Raw genomic sequence first — 15,736 nt, 5'->3', positions numbered from 1 at the left:
TCAAGCCCCGAACCTCACCCAAGTCCGCCACACCTTCCGCCACACCTTCCGCCACACCTTCCGCCACACCTTCCGCCACACCGGCTCCACCTGGAAGCTCGCGAAACGCGAGGAAGGGCCGGTGATCCGAGTTTGAAGGACTGCCAGACCAACGGCCCCCTGGCGACGCGCGCTTTTGCCGAAGAGGAGCCAAGGAACGGAGACGCCACGATTTCGGAGGCCTCAGCGCTCGCTGCCTCTCGGCGCATCGTCGTCGCGCCGGATCGAGAATCGGGTGGAGTCGCTGCGCTGGAGGGTCCAGAGCAGGGAGGGGCCGATGCGGAGCCTGCGGAAAGGAGTTTTCGGTGGCCAACGGCGGCTCCGCGACCTCCAGAAAACTCTTTTCTGGACCGAAGGGAAGGTGCCCCGACCTCGGAAAAGAGTTTTCCAGACGCTGGGGAAGCTACCCAGGCCTCGGAAAAGAGTTTTCCGGCGTGTTGCCACTTGGGGTGACCCTTGGAAAAGAGTTTTTCAGCCCTCGGCCACTCTCCCCACCTGCCGGAAAAGAGTTTTCCGAGGGGGCGGCGCTTGGGAGGCCTGCCGGAAAAGAGTTTTCCAGCGTGTGGTCAGGTGGGACACCCCGCAGAAAAGAGTTCTCCGGCGTGTGAACACTTGGGGCACCCTGCGGAAAAGAGTTTTCCAGCCCTGAGGGACATGGTTTTCCCTCCAGAAAACTATTGGTTTGAGAAATGGCAGGCAGCATTCCTGCACTCCGGGCCGACAACGGCTTCATGGCATGGCCGGATGGCCGAGTCTGGCAGCACGCGGGAAAACTTGAATTGAGGACGGAAGGGCGGCATGGAAACGCCCGCCTCTGACCATGAAGCCCTACTACATCACCACCGCCATCGATTACACCAACGCCGCGCCGCACATCGGCCACGCGTATGAGAAGGTGCTGGCGGATGTGATGGCGCGGTTTCAGCGGCTGAATGGACGCGAGGTGTACTTCCTCACTGGTGTCGATCAGCACGGCCAGAAGGTGCAAAAAAGCGCCGAGAAGGCCGGGCAGACGCCGCAGGAGTTCGTGGACGGCGTGACGCAACATTTCACCGCACTGTGGGACAAGCTGAACGTGCGCTACGATGGCTGGGCTGCCACAACTGACCCGACGCACAAGCGCGTGGTGCAGGCGATCCTGCAAAAGCTGCACGACTGCGGCCAGCTCTACAAAAAGAGCTACGCGGGCTTCTACTCCGTGCGCCAGGAGCAGTTCCTCACTGACAAAGAACGCGGCCCCGACGGCAACTATGGCGAGGAATGGGGCGAGGTGGTCGAACTCCAGGAGGAGAACTGGTATTTCAGCCTCAGCGAGCACGTGGACTGGCTCAAGAACCACATCCGCAGCCATCCGGACTTCATCTTCCCGCCGCATCGCGCGAACGACGTGCTGAACTCGCTCGATGGCAATGCGCAGGACCTCTGCATCTCACGTCCGATCGAACGCCTGAGCTGGGGCATCCCCCTGCCCTTCGATGAAAAATTCGTGAACTACGTCTGGTTCGACGCGCTGGTGAATTACATCAGCTTCGCTGGCTATATGGCCGATGAAGTCGGGAACACCGGCCTGCCAAAATTCGAAAACATCTGGCCCGCGGACGCGCATGTGATCGGCAAAGACATCCTGGTGCCCGCACATGCCGTTTACTGGCCGATCATGCTCCACGCGCTCGGCTTCAGCGACGATCAGATACCGCGCCTCATCGTTCACGGCTGGTGGAACGTGAAGGGAGCGAAGATGAGCAAGAGCCTGGGCAATGTGATCGACCCGAACGTGCTCGCCGGCACCTTCACGCCTGACGGCCTGCGTTATTACCTCATGCGTGACATCGCCACCGGCTACGACGCCGATTTCAGCGATGAACGCATCATCATGAGCTACAACAAGGAGCTCGCCGGAGGATTGGGCAATCTGCTCAACCGCAGCATCAACATGGCGCAGAAGTATCGCAGCGGCGTCCTCACGCCCGGCGACTACGATGACGAAGTAAATCAAGGGCTGCGTCAAACCGTGGCCGAAGCCGTTCCCGCCTACATCGAAAAGATGAACGGCTGGGACATCCACGAAGCCATCGCCGCCGCGTGGAAGATCGTCACGCACGCGAACGCGTTTGTGGACAGCACGAAGCCCTTCTCACTCGCCAAAGATCCGGCGCAAGCCGCACGGCTCGACAGCGTGCTCTACCACCTCGCCGAAGCACTCACGCACGTCAGCGTGCTGCTCAATCCGATCATGCCCACCGCGATGGCTGCCGCACGCGCGCAGATCGGCTGGACGATGCCCAATGGCTTACAGGTGACCGATTTGAAGTGGGGATTGCTCCAAAGCGGTCACCAACTCGGAGCGCCCGTGCCGTTGTTTCCGCGACTGGAGATTGCGGAGTAACTTCGCTCTCGACACTCAGTCGTAACATCCGGTAATCTCACCGGCATGTCGTTTTGCGTCCGCGGCTTTCTTCTGCTTTTCGCGCTCAGTTGGGGCGCCGTTGCACAAACGGCAAAGCCAGAGATCGCCACGCGCACGTTCAAAGTGCCGCCAGGTTTCCTCTCATCGGAAATGTCAACGCCGTCGTTGGACGCACCTCAAGCGCCTGGTGATCCGTTTGTTGCAAAGCCCACTCCAGGCAACGAGCCATCAGACCCGTTTGGTGCCCCTCAATCTGAGCCAAGCTCCGAAAACTCACCACCTCATCGCAAAACAGCCAGAGAGACTCTCGAAGCGGTGGGAATTGAGTTTCCGAAAGACGCCAACGCGGTGCTTAACCCGCTCACCGGACTGCTGACTGTCACCAACACGCCGTCGAACCTCGACGTCGTGGAAGGTTACATGAAGATGCTTTGGGAGGGTGCTCCCGTGAACATCGCATGCACTCTGACCATCATTGAAGGGCCAGGCGATCTCATTCGGGAGGCAAATGCCGAAGCTTCCGGCAGCGGCAACGCGAATGCTCCGCTGAAGCGATTGCTTGAACAGGCAAAGAACCCCGGTTCAGGCATCCGAATCGTTGGCGATGCGTTTCTGGAAACCCAGTCGGGCACCCGCGCCACCACCGACGCTGCTTACGAGTATGCCCAGCTCACAAACTTTCAGCTTGATGCGAAGAGCCATGCCTCTGTCACGCATGAGACACCCGTAATCGGACTTCGATTGGAGTTCGAACCCTCCGGCAGAGCCAATCAGGAGATGATCGACTTGACTCTGAGTCTCACGCTGTTTGCGAGTCCACCTCCCCAACGACAGCTCAATGTCAGCGATCCGCTCTCGGGCAACGCGGCGGAGTTTCCAGTGACGGACATTCAGGGAGTCCGGCTCACGACAGCCGCGACCATGGCCGCGGGCAGCGCGAAGCTTCTCACGGTTGCCAAACCGGTTGGCGTGCTTGACGAGAAAGCGGACGTTCTGTGGGCGGCCTTTCTCACAGCTACGTTGCGTCGTGTCGAAACCATCCCAACGAAGCAGCCCAAGACAGAAGCATCTCCGTCATTGCCCAAAGGCATGGCTTTTGCCGCGCTACCCGCACCCGAGGGATTGTTTGACGACGTCCTGCTCAACCACACCGTGATTCTCGATTCCAACCTACCACGACGTCTCACGGTCAAAGAGTGGCTGGTCAAATCCGGCGTCCCCTTTCCAACCGGGGCCTCGGTGGAGCATCGTGATGGAGCCCTGCGCGTGACACACACGACCGACGGCATTGCCACGATCGCCACCATCGTGGATGAATTGCTCAACAAACGTTCCAAGACGGTCGCCGTCACCACCCACACCATCGAGGCTCCCGCGTCTCTTCTCCGTCAGTTGCAACACCAGACTCTCGCCGCCGCCGATGATTCGGCGATGTTTGCAGCGCTGGAGACTGCCGCGGGCCGGAGCGAGGCACGATTCGTCAACTCGAGCTTCTTCGAGGACAAATCCGGCAACCGCAGCAGTCACTACGCGGCCTGCGAACATCGTTATCTCAAAGACTTGGGAACAGACGAACGCGGACATCCTGATCTCAGCTTCGACACGCGGCATGTCGGGGCGACCTTCGAAATCGAACCCACCATCCGGCCTGACGGACGAACTGTGGACGTGTCGTTCAGCCACGAATTGCACTCGGAACCGGCGACCACTCGTCGCGATCACTTCCGCGATCCTGGGTCTCAGAAGGCATTCGATGCCCCGGTCACAGATTTTCACGTGCTGAAGACCATGACAATCATCAGCCTCGACAAGGGCAGCACCAAGCTCATTTCCATGACTTCTCCGGTCGGCCGCGAGTCTTCCGGGAAGCTCTGGGCAACGTTCATGAAATGCGATGTGGTGCCACAGGTGTCGAAACTACGCCCTTGGTTTCCAACCAATGAAGCCGGCGACCCGGTTCTGCCTGATCCCAAAGCCTGGAATACGAAAATCTTCAGAGTGCCGCCAGACTTTCTCAGCATCGATGGTGGAGATGGTGGAAGCCCGCCCGCCGATCCGTTTGGGGCGGGAAACACTGATCAGGCTGATAGCAAACGGACAATTCGCAAGACCGCGAAGCAAATCCTTGAAGCTCAGGGCATCACATTTCCCGAAGATGCGACTGCCGTGTTCAATCCAGCCAGTTCAACGCTGCTGGTCAAAAACACGAACGAGAATCTGGATTTGGTGGAGGCTTTCACTGAGTGGCATTGCAGGCCACGCCCGCGCACCGTCGCCCTCATCCTGCACGTCCTGCAAGGCCCCGGTCCGCTGCTCCGCCGCCTGACTGCTCAGGCGGCCAACAAAAGCAACCACCGTGCGGAACTCGACGCACTGCTGGCTGCCGTGAAGGCAGGCACGGTTCAGCATCTCAACACCACCCGTCTTGAGACCAAGTCGGGAACTCAAGCCACCTCCGAGCAGATGACCGAACACCTCGCCGCAACCGAAGTGGATGTGGATGACAAAGGCGTGCGGTCTTTCGGCTTGGAAATGCGGCCGGTCGGCCTCCGACTGGAAGCCGAGCCTACTGTCGGATCGGATGGAGCCACGGTGGAACTTTCCCACACATCCGAGTTCCATACCGCCCCGCCCTTTGAGCATCGCGAACACGTCATCGACACTCAGGGGCGGCGGTTGGAATTCCCGCTCACCGACTACCATGTGGCCCACATGGTTACCTCCACCACCATGCCCGACGGAACCGCCCGCCTGCTCTTGCTTTACAAGCCAACCGGCAAGCCCGAGTTCGAGAAGGAGGACATCCTGCAGGCCATGTTCATTACCTGCGACATTCTGAGACCGTGGGAGTGACGGAAAACGAGGTCAAACCTCACCGTGGCAGAACATCCCTTGCACCCCCCGACCTTCTGGCTATGGCCTGAGGTGCCCCTTTGATGAAAAAAGCTCTCCTCGCCCTCGAAGACGGCCGGGTGTTTGAAGGCACGGCGTTCGGCGCCGAAGCCACGCACACCGGCGAAATCTGCTTTAACACCTCCATGACCGGCTATCAGGAGGTTCTGACCGATCCCTCCTACCGCGGCCAGATCGTGACGATGACCTACACGCAGATCGGCAACTACGGCGTGAACCCGCTCGACTTCGAGAGCGACCGCCCGCAGGTGCGCGGCTTCGTCATCGAGGAACTGTGCAACGTGCCGAGCAACTGGCGCAGCACGCAGGATCTCAGCTCCTGGCTGAAGGAATGGGGCATCCCAGGCATCGAGGGCATCGACACCCGTGCGTTGACGAAACACCTGCGCACCCGTGGCGCGATGCGTGCCGTCATCACCTCCGAAGTCATGTCTGCCGAGGAAGCCGTCAGACTGGCCGCCAGCAGCGCCCCCATGGAAGGCAGCGACTTCGTGAAGGAAGTGACCACCGGGAAGCCTTACCTCTGGGACCCGAGTGACACGGAAAGCGGCGACTGGGACATCCCGAGTCCTTCCCAGAATCGTGCACCGGGTCCGGATGGCATCGTGCGGCATCCTTTGGCCCCCGCGAAGCATCACATCGTGGCCTACGACTTCGGCGTGAAGCGCAACATCCTGCGCCGCCTCCGTCAGGCCGGCTTCCGCGTGGACGTGGTCCCTGCCACCACCAGCGCGAAGGACGTGCTGGCGAAGAATCCTGATGGTGTCTTCCTGTCCAATGGCCCCGGTGATCCTGCGGCGCTCGATTACATCCACAAGGAGGTGAAGGAGCTCATCGGTGTGAAGCCGATCTTCGCCATCTGTCTCGGCCACCAGATTCTCGGCCACGCGTATGGCGGCAAGACCTTCAAGCTGAAGTTCGGCCACCGTGGCGGTAACCAACCGGTCAAAGACCTGCGCAACGGCCAGGTCGCCATCACCAGCCAGAATCACGGTTTCGCCATCGATCCATCATCGCTGCCGGGCAACGTCGAGGTCACGCACATCAATCTCAACGACGGCACCGTGGAAGGCATGCGCCACCGCGAAGCGCCCGTGCTGAGCGTGCAATACCACCCCGAAGCCGCTCCCGGTCCGCACGACGCGAAGTATTTCTTCTCCGAGTTCGCCTCGATGATCGAGAAGGGCCGATGAGGATGGAGGGCAACGCTCAGGCGTTGCCGAATTCGATCGGGGCAGACACGGAGGTTTGCCCTCCAGGGATCACACTGCGATCTCGGCCTTGATGGTCGGATGCGGGTCGTAGGCTTCGAGGGTGAAGTCCTCGAAGCTGAAGGCGTCGATGTCTTTCACCGCAGGATTGATCTTCATCACCGGCCAGGGGCGTGGCTCGCGGCTGAGCTGGAGCTTGGCCTGCTCCAGATGATTCGAGTAGAGATGCAGATCGCCGAAGGTGTGGACGAACTCGCCGGGCTGGAGATCGCAGACCTGCGCGACCATCATCGTGAGCAAGGCGTAGCTGGCGATGTTGAACGGCACGCCGAGGAAAAGATCGGCGCTGCGCTGGTAGAGCTGGCAACTGAGCCGGCCTTTATCGACAAAGAACTGGAACAGGCAGTGGCACGGCGGCAGCGCCATCTTCTCGATGTGCGGCACGTTCCAGGCGCTGACGATGTGGCGGCGTGAATACGGGTTCGTTTTGAGATCGCGGATGAGGCGGGCGATTTGATCGTGCGTCTCCGCCTCGGGAGCGCCCTGCCAGCGACGCCATTGGGCTCCGTAAACCGGGCCGAGGTCGCCGTTTTCGTCGGCCCATTCGTCCCAGATGGTCACTTTGTTGTCCTGGAGGTATTTGACGTTCGTGTCGCCCTTCAAAAACCACAGAAGCTCGTGGATGATGGAGCGCAGGTGCAGTTTCTTCGTGGTGACGAGGGGAAAATGCGTGCTGAGGTCGTAGCGGCTCTGCTCGCCAAAAACGGAATACGCGCCAGTGCCGGTGCGATCCTCACGGTAGCTGCCGTGGTCGAGCACTTTGCGGAGCAGGCGGTGGTATTCTTCCATCCGCGAGTCATAGCGGAGTGTGGGAGTGATGCAATGCTTTCGGCAAGGCGGCAAGAATGACGAAATCCGAATGACGAATGGCGAATGGCGAATGCCCCAGCCAACCGACCCCTTCGTCATTCGGTTCTGGTCATTCATTCGTCATTGGTCATTTTCAGCCCCTGCAGTCCAACGTGGCAGTTGCGGCGGTCGTCCCCTGCCCCGATTCTCCACGCATGGCCGACCTGCCCGATGACAGCGCCCTGCGCGCCCGCATGCAGAAGCTCCGCCTCCGCGAGGAGGATCTGGAGGAGTCGTTCGTGCGCGGTTCGGGCGCTGGCGGGCAGAAGATCAACAAAACCAGCTCCACCGTGGTGCTGCGGCACATTCCGAGCGGGATCGAGGTGCGCTGCCAGCACGAGCGTTCGCAGTCCCAGAATCGCCTCGTGGCCAGACACGAGCTGTGCGACCGACTGGAAGCGATTTTTCAAAAGGTGCGGCTGGATGAGCAGAATGAACGCGAAAAGAAGCGCCGGCAGACCCGGGATCGCCCGCGTGGCCTGAAACGGCGCTACGTGGCGGGCAAACGGCACCGTTCGGAGATCAAGCAGGGGCGAGGCAAGGTCGGTGGCGAGGAGTGAGCCGGAGGGCAGAGCTGATTTAAATCTCACGCTTCCCCCACTCTCTCCATCAACCAACGCTGACTGACAGAAACAATGGGGCAGAAAAAGATTGGTTTGGCCCTCTTGTTTCTGTCAGCCCCCCTCAGGAAGGCAAAGAAAGGCGGGAAATCTGCGGGGCTCCCTGAATGCGCAGGGATTTCTGTGAAGAAACGACGAGTGGGTTTGGCTGCGCGAGCCCCGGAAGGTTGTCCTTCCAAGCAAGAGCGAACTTGCCGAATGGCGGGCTCAGGGCATGATCCGCGCTCCCATGAAAGCCCTCGTCCTCACTGCCCCCTCCGAGTTCAACTACGACCTGAACTTTCCTGACCCGACGCCGGGCAAGGGCGAGGTGCTGGTGAAGGTGCAGGCCTGCGGCATTTGCGGCAGTGACATTCACGGCATGGATGGCCGCAGCGGCCGCCGCCAGATGCCGATCGTGATGGGCCACGAGGCGGCGGGAGAAATCATCGCCCTGGGCGAAGGTGTGGAAGGCTGGAACCTCGGCGAACGCGTCACTTTTGATTCCACGGAATACTGCGGCGAATGCGATGAGTGCAAGGCGGGCTTTGTGAACCTGTGCCCGAACCGCCGCGTGCTGGGTGTGTCGCCGGGCGAGTATCGCCGCCACGGCTGCTTCGCGGAGAAGATCGCTCTGCCGACACGCATCCTGTATCGCATCCCCGACGCGCTCTCTTATGAGAAGGCAGCCTTTGCCGAGCCCGTGTCCATCGCATTGCACGCAGTGAACCTGGCCGATGGCGTGGAAGTGGGCGAGGCCTTCAGCCCCATGACGAAATCCTGCGGCGACGAGAGCTGCGACGGCTGTGATTGTGAGAGCGAGGCCAATGGCGGCACTGCCGTGGTCGTGGGAGCCGGTTTGATCGGCCTGCTGGTCATCCAGGCGCTGAAAGCCCGCGGCTGGGAAAAAGTGATCGCCATCGATCTGGACGACAAACGCCTGGAACTCGCCCGCAAGCTGGGCGCGGAGGAGGTTTTCAACGCGAAGCAGGAAGGCCTGGCGATGCATCTCCGCAAGATCTGCGGCGGAGACGGTGCGGATGCGAGCTTCGAAGTCGTCGGTGCGGCCGCTCCGCTCGATCTGGCGATCCGTTCCGTGCGCAAAGGCGGACAGGTCGTTCTCATCGGGAATCTCCAGCCCAACACCCCCTTCCCTCTTCAAGAAGTCGTCACGCGCCAGATCACCATCAAAGGCTCCTGCTCCTGCGCCGGCGAGTATCCTGAGGCCATCCGCCGCATCCAAGACGGCACCATCCAGGTGGAGCCGCTGCTCAGCGCCGTGGCACCGCTCGAAGAGGGCGCCGGCTGGTTCAAGCGTCTCTACGACAACAAGGAAGGCTTGCTCAAGGTGGTGCTGCAACCAGCGTGAGCGTGGCTGAGCCAATGACGAATGATTCTGCCGGGTTTCGTCCGCCACCGTTTCATTCGTCATTCTGAATTCGTCATTCGTCATTTCACCCCATGATCCGCCTCTTCCTGCTGCTCTCACTCCCGCTCTACATCCTCGACCAGGTCACGAAGAGCTGGATCGTGGCGAACTTCCGCCTGTATGAGAACGAGCAGGAGGTGATTCCCGGCATCTTCTGGCTGCATCACGCCGCGAACACCGGCGTGGCCTTCGGCATGTTCAACGGCACGCAGTATGCGAACTACGCGTTCACCTTTGTCTCGCTGGCCGCGCTCACGTTTATCTACGTGATGCATGGCAAAGGCCTGTTCCCGGGAAAGCTGAGCCGTCTGGCCGTGGCGTTGCTGGTTTCGGGCATCTTTGGGAACCTCACCGACCGGCTGTTCCGCAACCACGATGGCGGCCGCCTTTTCGACGGCACCTTCCTGGATGGCTACGTGGTCGATTTCCTGAAGTTCGACTTCGGCTTCTGGCCGTTTCACCCGTGGCCGTCGTTCAATGTGGCCGACTCCTGCGTCGTCTGCGCGGCGATCCTGCTGGCCATCGCCTCATTTTTCGAGGATCCGCAGCCAAAGAAGGCCTGATCTCACTCCACGGGCGCTGGAGACCAGCGATAAACGCCGTCGAGCCAGGCAGCGCTGACGTTCGGTTGTTTCGCCTTTGACTCCACCCAGAGAAAGCCGCCCTTGCGACGCAGCCGGACCTGAGTCTGGCGCTGGTCTTCGCCCTCGGTGAAGGCGCTTTCCGCCGTGGATTCGCCGTCCTTTTCATGCACGGCCTCGGCCGGGATCGCGCCTGACAAATCGGTGCCTTGGAGTTCACCGCCACGCGTGCAGGACAGGGTCACGCGGAGTCTTCCGTCCTTCGATCGGCGGATGCTGACGTGCCCGCCAAATCCGTCGTCATACTCGCCGTCCCAGCCTCCTGCGCTTCTCAATTCCGGCGGCTGCTGCATGAAGGAGTAACCGAGCGCCGTGGCCTGCGCGAGTTTCAGCCAGTGGTTTGCATCTTTCTCGGGGCCTGCGGCGTCCTTCGACGGCGTGGTTGCCGCGACCGTGGGCTTCGCAGCCGCCTGTGCGGGCGGTTGATAGGCGATTTTCATCCATTTTTCCCTCAATCCGGGCCACCGCGTCTTCCAATCCCCTGCCACAGCCTTGTCCACACCGCTCCACGTGCGTGAGGCATTCTTCAAGGTGGCGTCCAGCCGGTCCTCGGCCGCCTGGAACTCCTTTTTCATGAGCTGCGTGAGCTTTTCCTCACTGATGTGGCGATACACCCCCAGGATGCCCGGGTCCTGCGGCATCTTCTGCCCGGGCCTGAAACTGATCTCCAGCTTGGACTCGCCACCTTTGGCGACAAAGAACGCGCCGCGATCCTGATCCTCGGCCACGACCGCCGCGAACACGATCTGCTTCTCCTGGCGCGTCCCCTGCCCCACCCACAGCCACGAAGAGCCGGGATCGCCCGCCGCACGCACAGTCACATCCACGCGCCCGCCCGACTGCGGTCGCACGGAAAGGTAACGGCGGCCCGGTTCATCGAAGAAGTGAGACGGCGTTTGAGGCTCCGCTGAAAACAGCGGTGCCGCGCAGACTCCGAGGAGCAGCCAAAGAGACCGAGGATTGGCGAGGCAGTGCGTTTTCATGAGAGCGGATTCTCAAACGTGACGGACGAAGTGCAACCTTGGGAAACAGCGGGCACCAAGGCACCCCAAAATTGAGTGGGAATGCGGCCATGAAGCTTGGGTCTTGAGGCGGAATCAGGCCCTTTTGTCAGTTTTTCTAGCTCCACAGCGCAGAAAATGTCAAAACCGCGTCATTTCTATAAAATATGTAAATTGCTCATTTTCAACGAGTTATGATCTATGATGGAGCCTACAGTTATCATTTTTACAAAATAATGATCTAATTCTGATAAAAGCTGTTGCGGCGATTCTAGCTTTTGCTATAAATACTAGCAGAAACAAGAAACACTTCAGCAGCCATGAAAACACTCACCCGCCTCGCTCTGATCGTCAGCCTCCTGGTCGTCGCCACCGCCGCCAAAGCACAGTCGGGTTACTCGGCCGCTGGTTACTATGCCGCTCCTCAAGCTCAGGCTGCTTATGCTCAGCAACAGGCTTGGGCCGCTTATCACGCCCAGCAGCAGGCGAACGCCCAGGCCTGGGCCAACTACTACGCCCAGCAGCAGGCCGCTCAACAGGCTGCCGCCCAGCGTGCCGCAGCTCAGCGTGCTGCCGCTGCCCGCCCGACGGTCGGCAACTCCCAGATCCGCTTCGACGGCCGCTTCGCCAGCGTCGGCCAGACCGCTCCCCAGGCCCTCCAGTTCGCCGTTTACGCCGCCAACACCCTCCAGAACAAGCCTTATGTCCTGGGCGGCGGCCATCGCAACATCGAGGACAGCGCTTATGACTGCAGCAGCAGCACTTCTTATGTGCTCATGAAGGCAGGATTGCTGAACCGCTGCCTGTCCAGCAAGGAATTCGCCAGCTATGGCCAGCCTGGCGAAGGCCGCTTCATCACCATCTGGGTGAAGCCTGGTTCCCATGTTTTCATGACCATCTGCGGTCTTCGCATGGACACGAGCGGCCAGTATGCTGGTGAAGGTCCCCGCTGGCGCACCCAGAGCCGCAGCTATGCTGGCTTCACCCCCCGCCATCCTTTTGGCATGTAATTCTCATTTTTGTGACGCGATTCTCACTCACGTAAATAGCGATTCAATCAAACCTGAAACTCACGGCTAAATGAGCCTCGAAATTCTCAATCCTACGAATCATATGAAAACCAACACCACCCTCTCCACCGCCTCCAACGACGAAATCACCCTCGGCTGGAACTCGATGCCCGCTTACGGCGAAGTGATGAACACCCTCGTCGGCATCGACCACACCAGCATCACCAGCACCCTGAAGCTGGAAAAACCCAGCCTCGTAAAGTCCTTCTGGAGCATGCTCGGCAGCGCAAAGTAATGCGCCGTTTGCGGAGGGACGCCCTTCGTCTTGCGATGCTCCAAGGCTGCGGGTAAAGGCTGACACTCGCGACCATGCAGGTTCTTCGCTCGATCGACGCTCTCTCCACCCTCCCCGGCCCCCTGGCGCTCGCTGCGGGAGTCTTCGATGGGGTCCACCTCGGACATCAGGAAGTCATCGAAGCCGCCCAAGAACACGCCACCCAGCACCACGGCACCGCCGTTGTCGTCACCTTCGACCCGCATCCCGCACACGTTTTGCGCCCGGGTTCAGCGCCGAAACTCCTCTGCGGCCCCCGGCATCAGCAGCAGGTGCTGTCCCAAATCGGCCTTCCCTACCTGCTGACCTGCCCCTTTACCGCGGAAACGGCCCGCACCCCTGCCCGCGAGTTCATCCAGCAGCTCGTCCACGCCTCACAGCCGCTGGGCTGCATTTCCGTCGGCTACACCTGGAATTTCGGCCACAAACGCGAGGGCGACATCCATCTTCTGATGGAACTCGGCCGCCAGCACGACTTCGCCGTGTATGGCGTGCCGCCATTGAAGGTCGATGGCACGGTCGTCAGCAGCACCCTTATCCGCGAGGCAGTTTCAAAGGGGGATTTCGCCACGGCGGCTCGTTTTCTCGGCCGCGAGTATTCCGTGTTCGGAACGGTCGTCGAAGGACGGCAACTCGGACGCCAGCTCGGCTTTCCCACGGCCAATGTAGCGGTGGAAAATGAGCAACTGCCCCCGCTCGGCGTCTATGCGGTCCAGGCTCGCATCCATGACACGTGGCTGCCCGCCGTGGCCAATCTCGGCCGCAGGCCCACCGTGGCCGAAAACGCCGATCCCTCGCTCGAAGTCCACCTGCTGGACTGGAGCGGCGATCTCTACAGGCACGAGCTCGAAGTGCGCTTCACCCGCCTGCTGCGGCCTGAGATGAAATTCAATGGCCTGGACGAACTCAGAGCGCAGATCGCACGCGACATCGAAGCCGCGAAGTAGCCTTGTTGCTGTGCAACAAGGACTCCCTGTTCCACAGGAACATGGCAACCTTGCTCACGGCTTCTTGGGCTTCGGTGCTTCCTGCTTCGGGTAGCCTTCCAGTTTCACCACGCTCACGGCCGTTTCCGTGGGAAAATCGGCCGGCACCGCCGCAGTGCGCTCCACATCACCCGTGGCCGCCCACTCGGTGCCGCGTTGCAGCAGCGTGTAGAAACCGCGATCCAGCATCGAGTAATCCGCATGTCCCAGCGTCGTGTGAAACACCCGGCCTTTGTGATAGCTCAGCACCAGGTTGTTCGGCTCTTTCACGGCCGTGAGGTCTGAAACCGCCGTCGTCAGCACGTCCACGTTCTCCGCCGGACCACGGAGCTTGCTGTAGAGCTCGTCCTTCGCATGCAGCCAGCGCTTCGGCAGGCCACGCGTGATCGGATGCTCCGGATTCTGGATTTCGACGACAAACTCATGCTGCGGACCATGCGCACCGCCGTTTCCTGCAGTCGTGTCGCGGAAAAGCTTCCCGTCCTTCACATACAGCCACGGTCCCGACTTCTCATTCCGCCCGCCCCAGCCGCCGACGCCGATCATGTCATTGTATTCCTTCCATTCTGGGAAGGAATTGTTCGCCGCATGCACCGACACGAAGCCGCCGCCATCGGCCACATACTTCGTGAAGGCATCCCGCACGTTCTGCGGCCACGGTTCGCCGTTGTAATTGCTCACCACCGCCGCGTAATCGCTGAAGACCGGCTTCCACGCCTGCCACGCCTCCGCAGGCGATCCCTTCGGCGGCGTCGTGGTCACATCGACCGTGAAGGCCCCGCTGCTTTCCAGCGCATTCTTCAATACCGGAGTGGTGATGTCCCACTTGTGATTGTTCTGGCCGTCCACGATGAGGACTTTCAGTTGGTCCGCTGCCTGCACAGCAGCGGCGGTGAAAACGAGCAGGGAAAGAAGGAGTGAGCGCATGATGGAGCGCTGTTGCTATCAATTCACGAGCGGCTTGGCAAGAACGAACACACCGCCTGCGTCCGTAATTAACCTTGACCCTGCCAGCGGCTGCTGCTGACACTGGCGGTCTCTCCTGATGTCCCTGTTTGTCGTTCTCCTGACCTACTTCTGCCTGCTGCTCGTGCTCGCGGTCGTTTCCGCGTCGGAGACGGCCATCCACAGCGCGCGGGATGTGGAGGCGCAGTTGCTCGCGGCGGGTGAGGGCGCGGTCGCGCAAAAGCTGCGGGCGATCACGGCCAATCCCTTTGCCCACCTGCACCGGGCGCTGCTTTTGTCGGCCGCATTGAATCTCGCACTGGCGGCGCTGGGCCTCTGGCTGGTGATCGGTCCGCTGCGGCATTCGGGCTGGAACCCCTGGCTCACCGCATCCGCGCTGTTCTTGGCAACGGTCCTGCTAGGAGACATGGCCCCCAAGTTTTTCGCCGCACGCAACCCCTCCGTCGTGCTGCTCGGCAGCCTGCGGCTGCTGAATCCCCTGCGCGGCGTGCTGGACCCCCTCGCCGTCTTTGCCGACCGTGCCACGGACGCTCTGCTGCAGCTCGTCAGCCGCCGCGTGAAGACCCGCCTGCCGGTCACGCGGGATGAATTCGAGACCCTCGTCGAAATGCGCCAGGAGCAGGGCCTGCTGGATGGCGACGAGAGCGCCATGATCCACGAGGCGCTCGACATTGAGGCGCTCACTGTGCGCGATTGCATGATTCCACGTGTCGATCTCGCGCTCGTGAGCAGCGAAGATGCGGACAGCAAGGTGGCCGCCACCTTGGAAAAAGCCGCCAGCCGGTTTGTCATCGTCTATGGCGAGACGCCTGACTCCGTGGAAGGCGTGATCGACACCGCCGCATGGAAGCTGGCCAACCGCCCTGACTGGCGCACGCTCCTGCGCACCCCCGCCTTTGTGCCGGAGACCATGCCGGTGCTGGAGGCGCTGGAGCATCACCTGCGCAGCGACGACCAGCCCGTGCTCATCGCCGATGAATACGGCGGGCTGGAGGGCATGATCACGCGCCGGGAGATCGCCGACTGGCTGCTTTACGAGGCCGCTCCCTGGCATGGGGAGTCTGCGGAGATCCGCGACCTCGGCCATGGGCGCTATCTGGTCGATGGCGGCACACGTCTTGATCATCTTCAGCACGAGCTGGACCTCGATTTCGCCATCGAACTCGATGCCGGCGGCATCGACACCATCGGCGGTCTGGTCTTCAACGAACTCGGCCACGTCCCGAAACCCGGCGAACGCATCACCATCGACACCATGGAAATCAAAGTGCGCCGCACCGTCCGCGCCCGC

General features: G+C 61.0%; 13 protein-coding genes. 10 read left to right on the top strand and 3 right to left on the bottom strand.

What is annotated here, in order from left to right:
* Positions 1 to 859 precede the first annotated feature (859 nt).
* From metG to carA, 3 genes are all read left to right on the top strand, one after another.
* Positions 860 to 2,425, top strand: coding sequence for a methionine--tRNA ligase (gene metG / locus IAE77_RS14655; RefSeq protein ID WP_294227701.1), 1,566 nt, complete (start codon positions 860 to 862; stop codon positions 2,423 to 2,425).
* 369 nt (positions 2,426 to 2,794) lie between these two features.
* Entirely contained in the window at positions 2,795 to 5,299 is a 2,505-nt protein-coding gene (locus tag IAE77_RS14650; protein WP_294227699.1) for a hypothetical protein, read from the top strand.
* An 83-nt stretch (positions 5,300 to 5,382) separates the two neighbouring features.
* Positions 5,383 to 6,552 (top strand): glutamine-hydrolyzing carbamoyl-phosphate synthase small subunit, encoded by a 1,170-nt coding sequence (gene carA, locus IAE77_RS14645; RefSeq protein ID WP_294227698.1) that lies wholly within the window; start codon positions 5,383 to 5,385, stop codon positions 6,550 to 6,552.
* Between the two features lie 69 nt (positions 6,553 to 6,621).
* Here carA and IAE77_RS14640 read toward each other — a convergent pair whose 3' ends face one another.
* Complete coding sequence (locus tag IAE77_RS14640; protein ID WP_294227703.1) at positions 6,622 to 7,419, bottom strand: thymidylate synthase; 798 nt, start codon at positions 7,417 to 7,419, stop codon at positions 6,622 to 6,624.
* A 215-nt stretch (positions 7,420 to 7,634) separates the two neighbouring features.
* Between IAE77_RS14640 and IAE77_RS14635 the strand changes: the two genes are divergently transcribed.
* The 3 genes from IAE77_RS14635 to lspA all read left to right on the top strand — a co-directional run bounded on the left by IAE77_RS14635 (position 7,635) and on the right by lspA (position 10,070).
* The gene (locus tag IAE77_RS14635) at positions 7,635 to 8,039 is read left to right on the top strand and encodes a peptide chain release factor-like protein (RefSeq protein WP_294227696.1); all 405 of its coding nucleotides are present in this window, start codon (positions 7,635 to 7,637) and stop codon (positions 8,037 to 8,039) included.
* 289 nt (positions 8,040 to 8,328) lie between these two features.
* Positions 8,329 to 9,447 (top strand): galactitol-1-phosphate 5-dehydrogenase, encoded by a 1,119-nt coding sequence (locus IAE77_RS14630; RefSeq protein ID WP_294227695.1) that lies wholly within the window; start codon positions 8,329 to 8,331, stop codon positions 9,445 to 9,447.
* A 92-nt stretch (positions 9,448 to 9,539) separates the two neighbouring features.
* Entirely contained in the window at positions 9,540 to 10,070 is a 531-nt protein-coding gene (gene lspA, locus IAE77_RS14625) for a signal peptidase II (protein ID WP_294227694.1), read from the top strand.
* A 2-nt stretch (positions 10,071 to 10,072) separates the two neighbouring features.
* Here the strand turns inward: lspA and IAE77_RS14620 are convergent, their stop codons facing one another.
* Positions 10,073 to 11,131 (bottom strand): hypothetical protein, encoded by a 1,059-nt coding sequence (locus tag IAE77_RS14620; protein WP_294227692.1) that lies wholly within the window; start codon positions 11,129 to 11,131, stop codon positions 10,073 to 10,075.
* A 338-nt stretch (positions 11,132 to 11,469) separates the two neighbouring features.
* Here IAE77_RS14620 and IAE77_RS14615 point away from each other — a divergent pair, with 338 nt between their 5' ends.
* From IAE77_RS14615 to IAE77_RS14605, 3 genes are all read left to right on the top strand, one after another.
* Positions 11,470 to 12,159, top strand: a complete 690-nt coding sequence (locus IAE77_RS14615; RefSeq protein ID WP_294227690.1) for a hypothetical protein — start codon at positions 11,470 to 11,472, stop codon at positions 12,157 to 12,159.
* Between the two features lie 103 nt (positions 12,160 to 12,262).
* Positions 12,263 to 12,454, top strand: a complete 192-nt coding sequence (locus IAE77_RS14610; RefSeq protein WP_294227688.1) for a hypothetical protein — start codon at positions 12,263 to 12,265, stop codon at positions 12,452 to 12,454.
* 74 nt (positions 12,455 to 12,528) lie between these two features.
* Entirely contained in the window at positions 12,529 to 13,440 is a 912-nt protein-coding gene (locus tag IAE77_RS14605) for a bifunctional riboflavin kinase/FAD synthetase (protein ID WP_294227687.1), read from the top strand.
* Positions 13,441 to 13,494: 54 nt separating this feature from the next.
* Here the strand turns inward: IAE77_RS14605 and IAE77_RS14600 are convergent, their stop codons facing one another.
* Entirely contained in the window at positions 13,495 to 14,406 is a 912-nt protein-coding gene (locus IAE77_RS14600) for a ThuA domain-containing protein (RefSeq protein ID WP_294227685.1), read from the bottom strand.
* A gap of 118 nt (positions 14,407 to 14,524) precedes the next feature.
* On the opposite strand from IAE77_RS14600, the gene IAE77_RS14595 reads away from it, so the two are divergent.
* The coding region (locus IAE77_RS14595) for a CNNM domain-containing protein (protein WP_294227683.1) at positions 14,525 to 15,736 on the top strand (1,212 nt) is incomplete at its 3' end.

It is taken from the genome of Prosthecobacter sp. (genome assembly GCF_014879935.1).
Classification (GTDB): domain Bacteria; phylum Verrucomicrobiota; class Verrucomicrobiia; order Verrucomicrobiales; family Verrucomicrobiaceae; genus Prosthecobacter.
The sequence above is the reverse complement of the archived record's forward strand: the minus strand, read 5'-3'. Positions and strand labels throughout refer to the sequence as shown.

What these genes read in the sequence shown, in the direction of transcription:
- metG (WP_294227701.1), top strand. Translation starts at nt 860, where the DNA reads ATGAAGCCCTACTACATCACCACCGCCATCGATTACACCAACGCCGCG.
- IAE77_RS14600 (WP_294227685.1), bottom strand. Translation starts at nt 14,406, where the DNA reads ATGCGCTCACTCCTTCTTTCCCTGCTCGTTTTCACCGCCGCTGCTGTG.
- IAE77_RS14635 (WP_294227696.1), top strand. Translation starts at nt 7,635, where the DNA reads ATGGCCGACCTGCCCGATGACAGCGCCCTGCGCGCCCGCATGCAGAAG.
- lspA (WP_294227694.1), top strand. Translation starts at nt 9,540, where the DNA reads ATGATCCGCCTCTTCCTGCTGCTCTCACTCCCGCTCTACATCCTCGAC.
- IAE77_RS14605 (WP_294227687.1), top strand. Translation starts at nt 12,529, where the DNA reads ATGCAGGTTCTTCGCTCGATCGACGCTCTCTCCACCCTCCCCGGCCCC.
- IAE77_RS14615 (WP_294227690.1), top strand. Translation starts at nt 11,470, where the DNA reads ATGAAAACACTCACCCGCCTCGCTCTGATCGTCAGCCTCCTGGTCGTC.
- IAE77_RS14630 (WP_294227695.1), top strand. Translation starts at nt 8,329, where the DNA reads ATGAAAGCCCTCGTCCTCACTGCCCCCTCCGAGTTCAACTACGACCTG.
- IAE77_RS14640 (WP_294227703.1), bottom strand. Translation starts at nt 7,419, where the DNA reads ATGGAAGAATACCACCGCCTGCTCCGCAAAGTGCTCGACCACGGCAGC.
- carA (WP_294227698.1), top strand. Translation starts at nt 5,383, where the DNA reads ATGAAAAAAGCTCTCCTCGCCCTCGAAGACGGCCGGGTGTTTGAAGGC.
- IAE77_RS14610 (WP_294227688.1), top strand. Translation starts at nt 12,263, where the DNA reads ATGAAAACCAACACCACCCTCTCCACCGCCTCCAACGACGAAATCACC.
- IAE77_RS14620 (WP_294227692.1), bottom strand. Translation starts at nt 11,131, where the DNA reads ATGAAAACGCACTGCCTCGCCAATCCTCGGTCTCTTTGGCTGCTCCTC.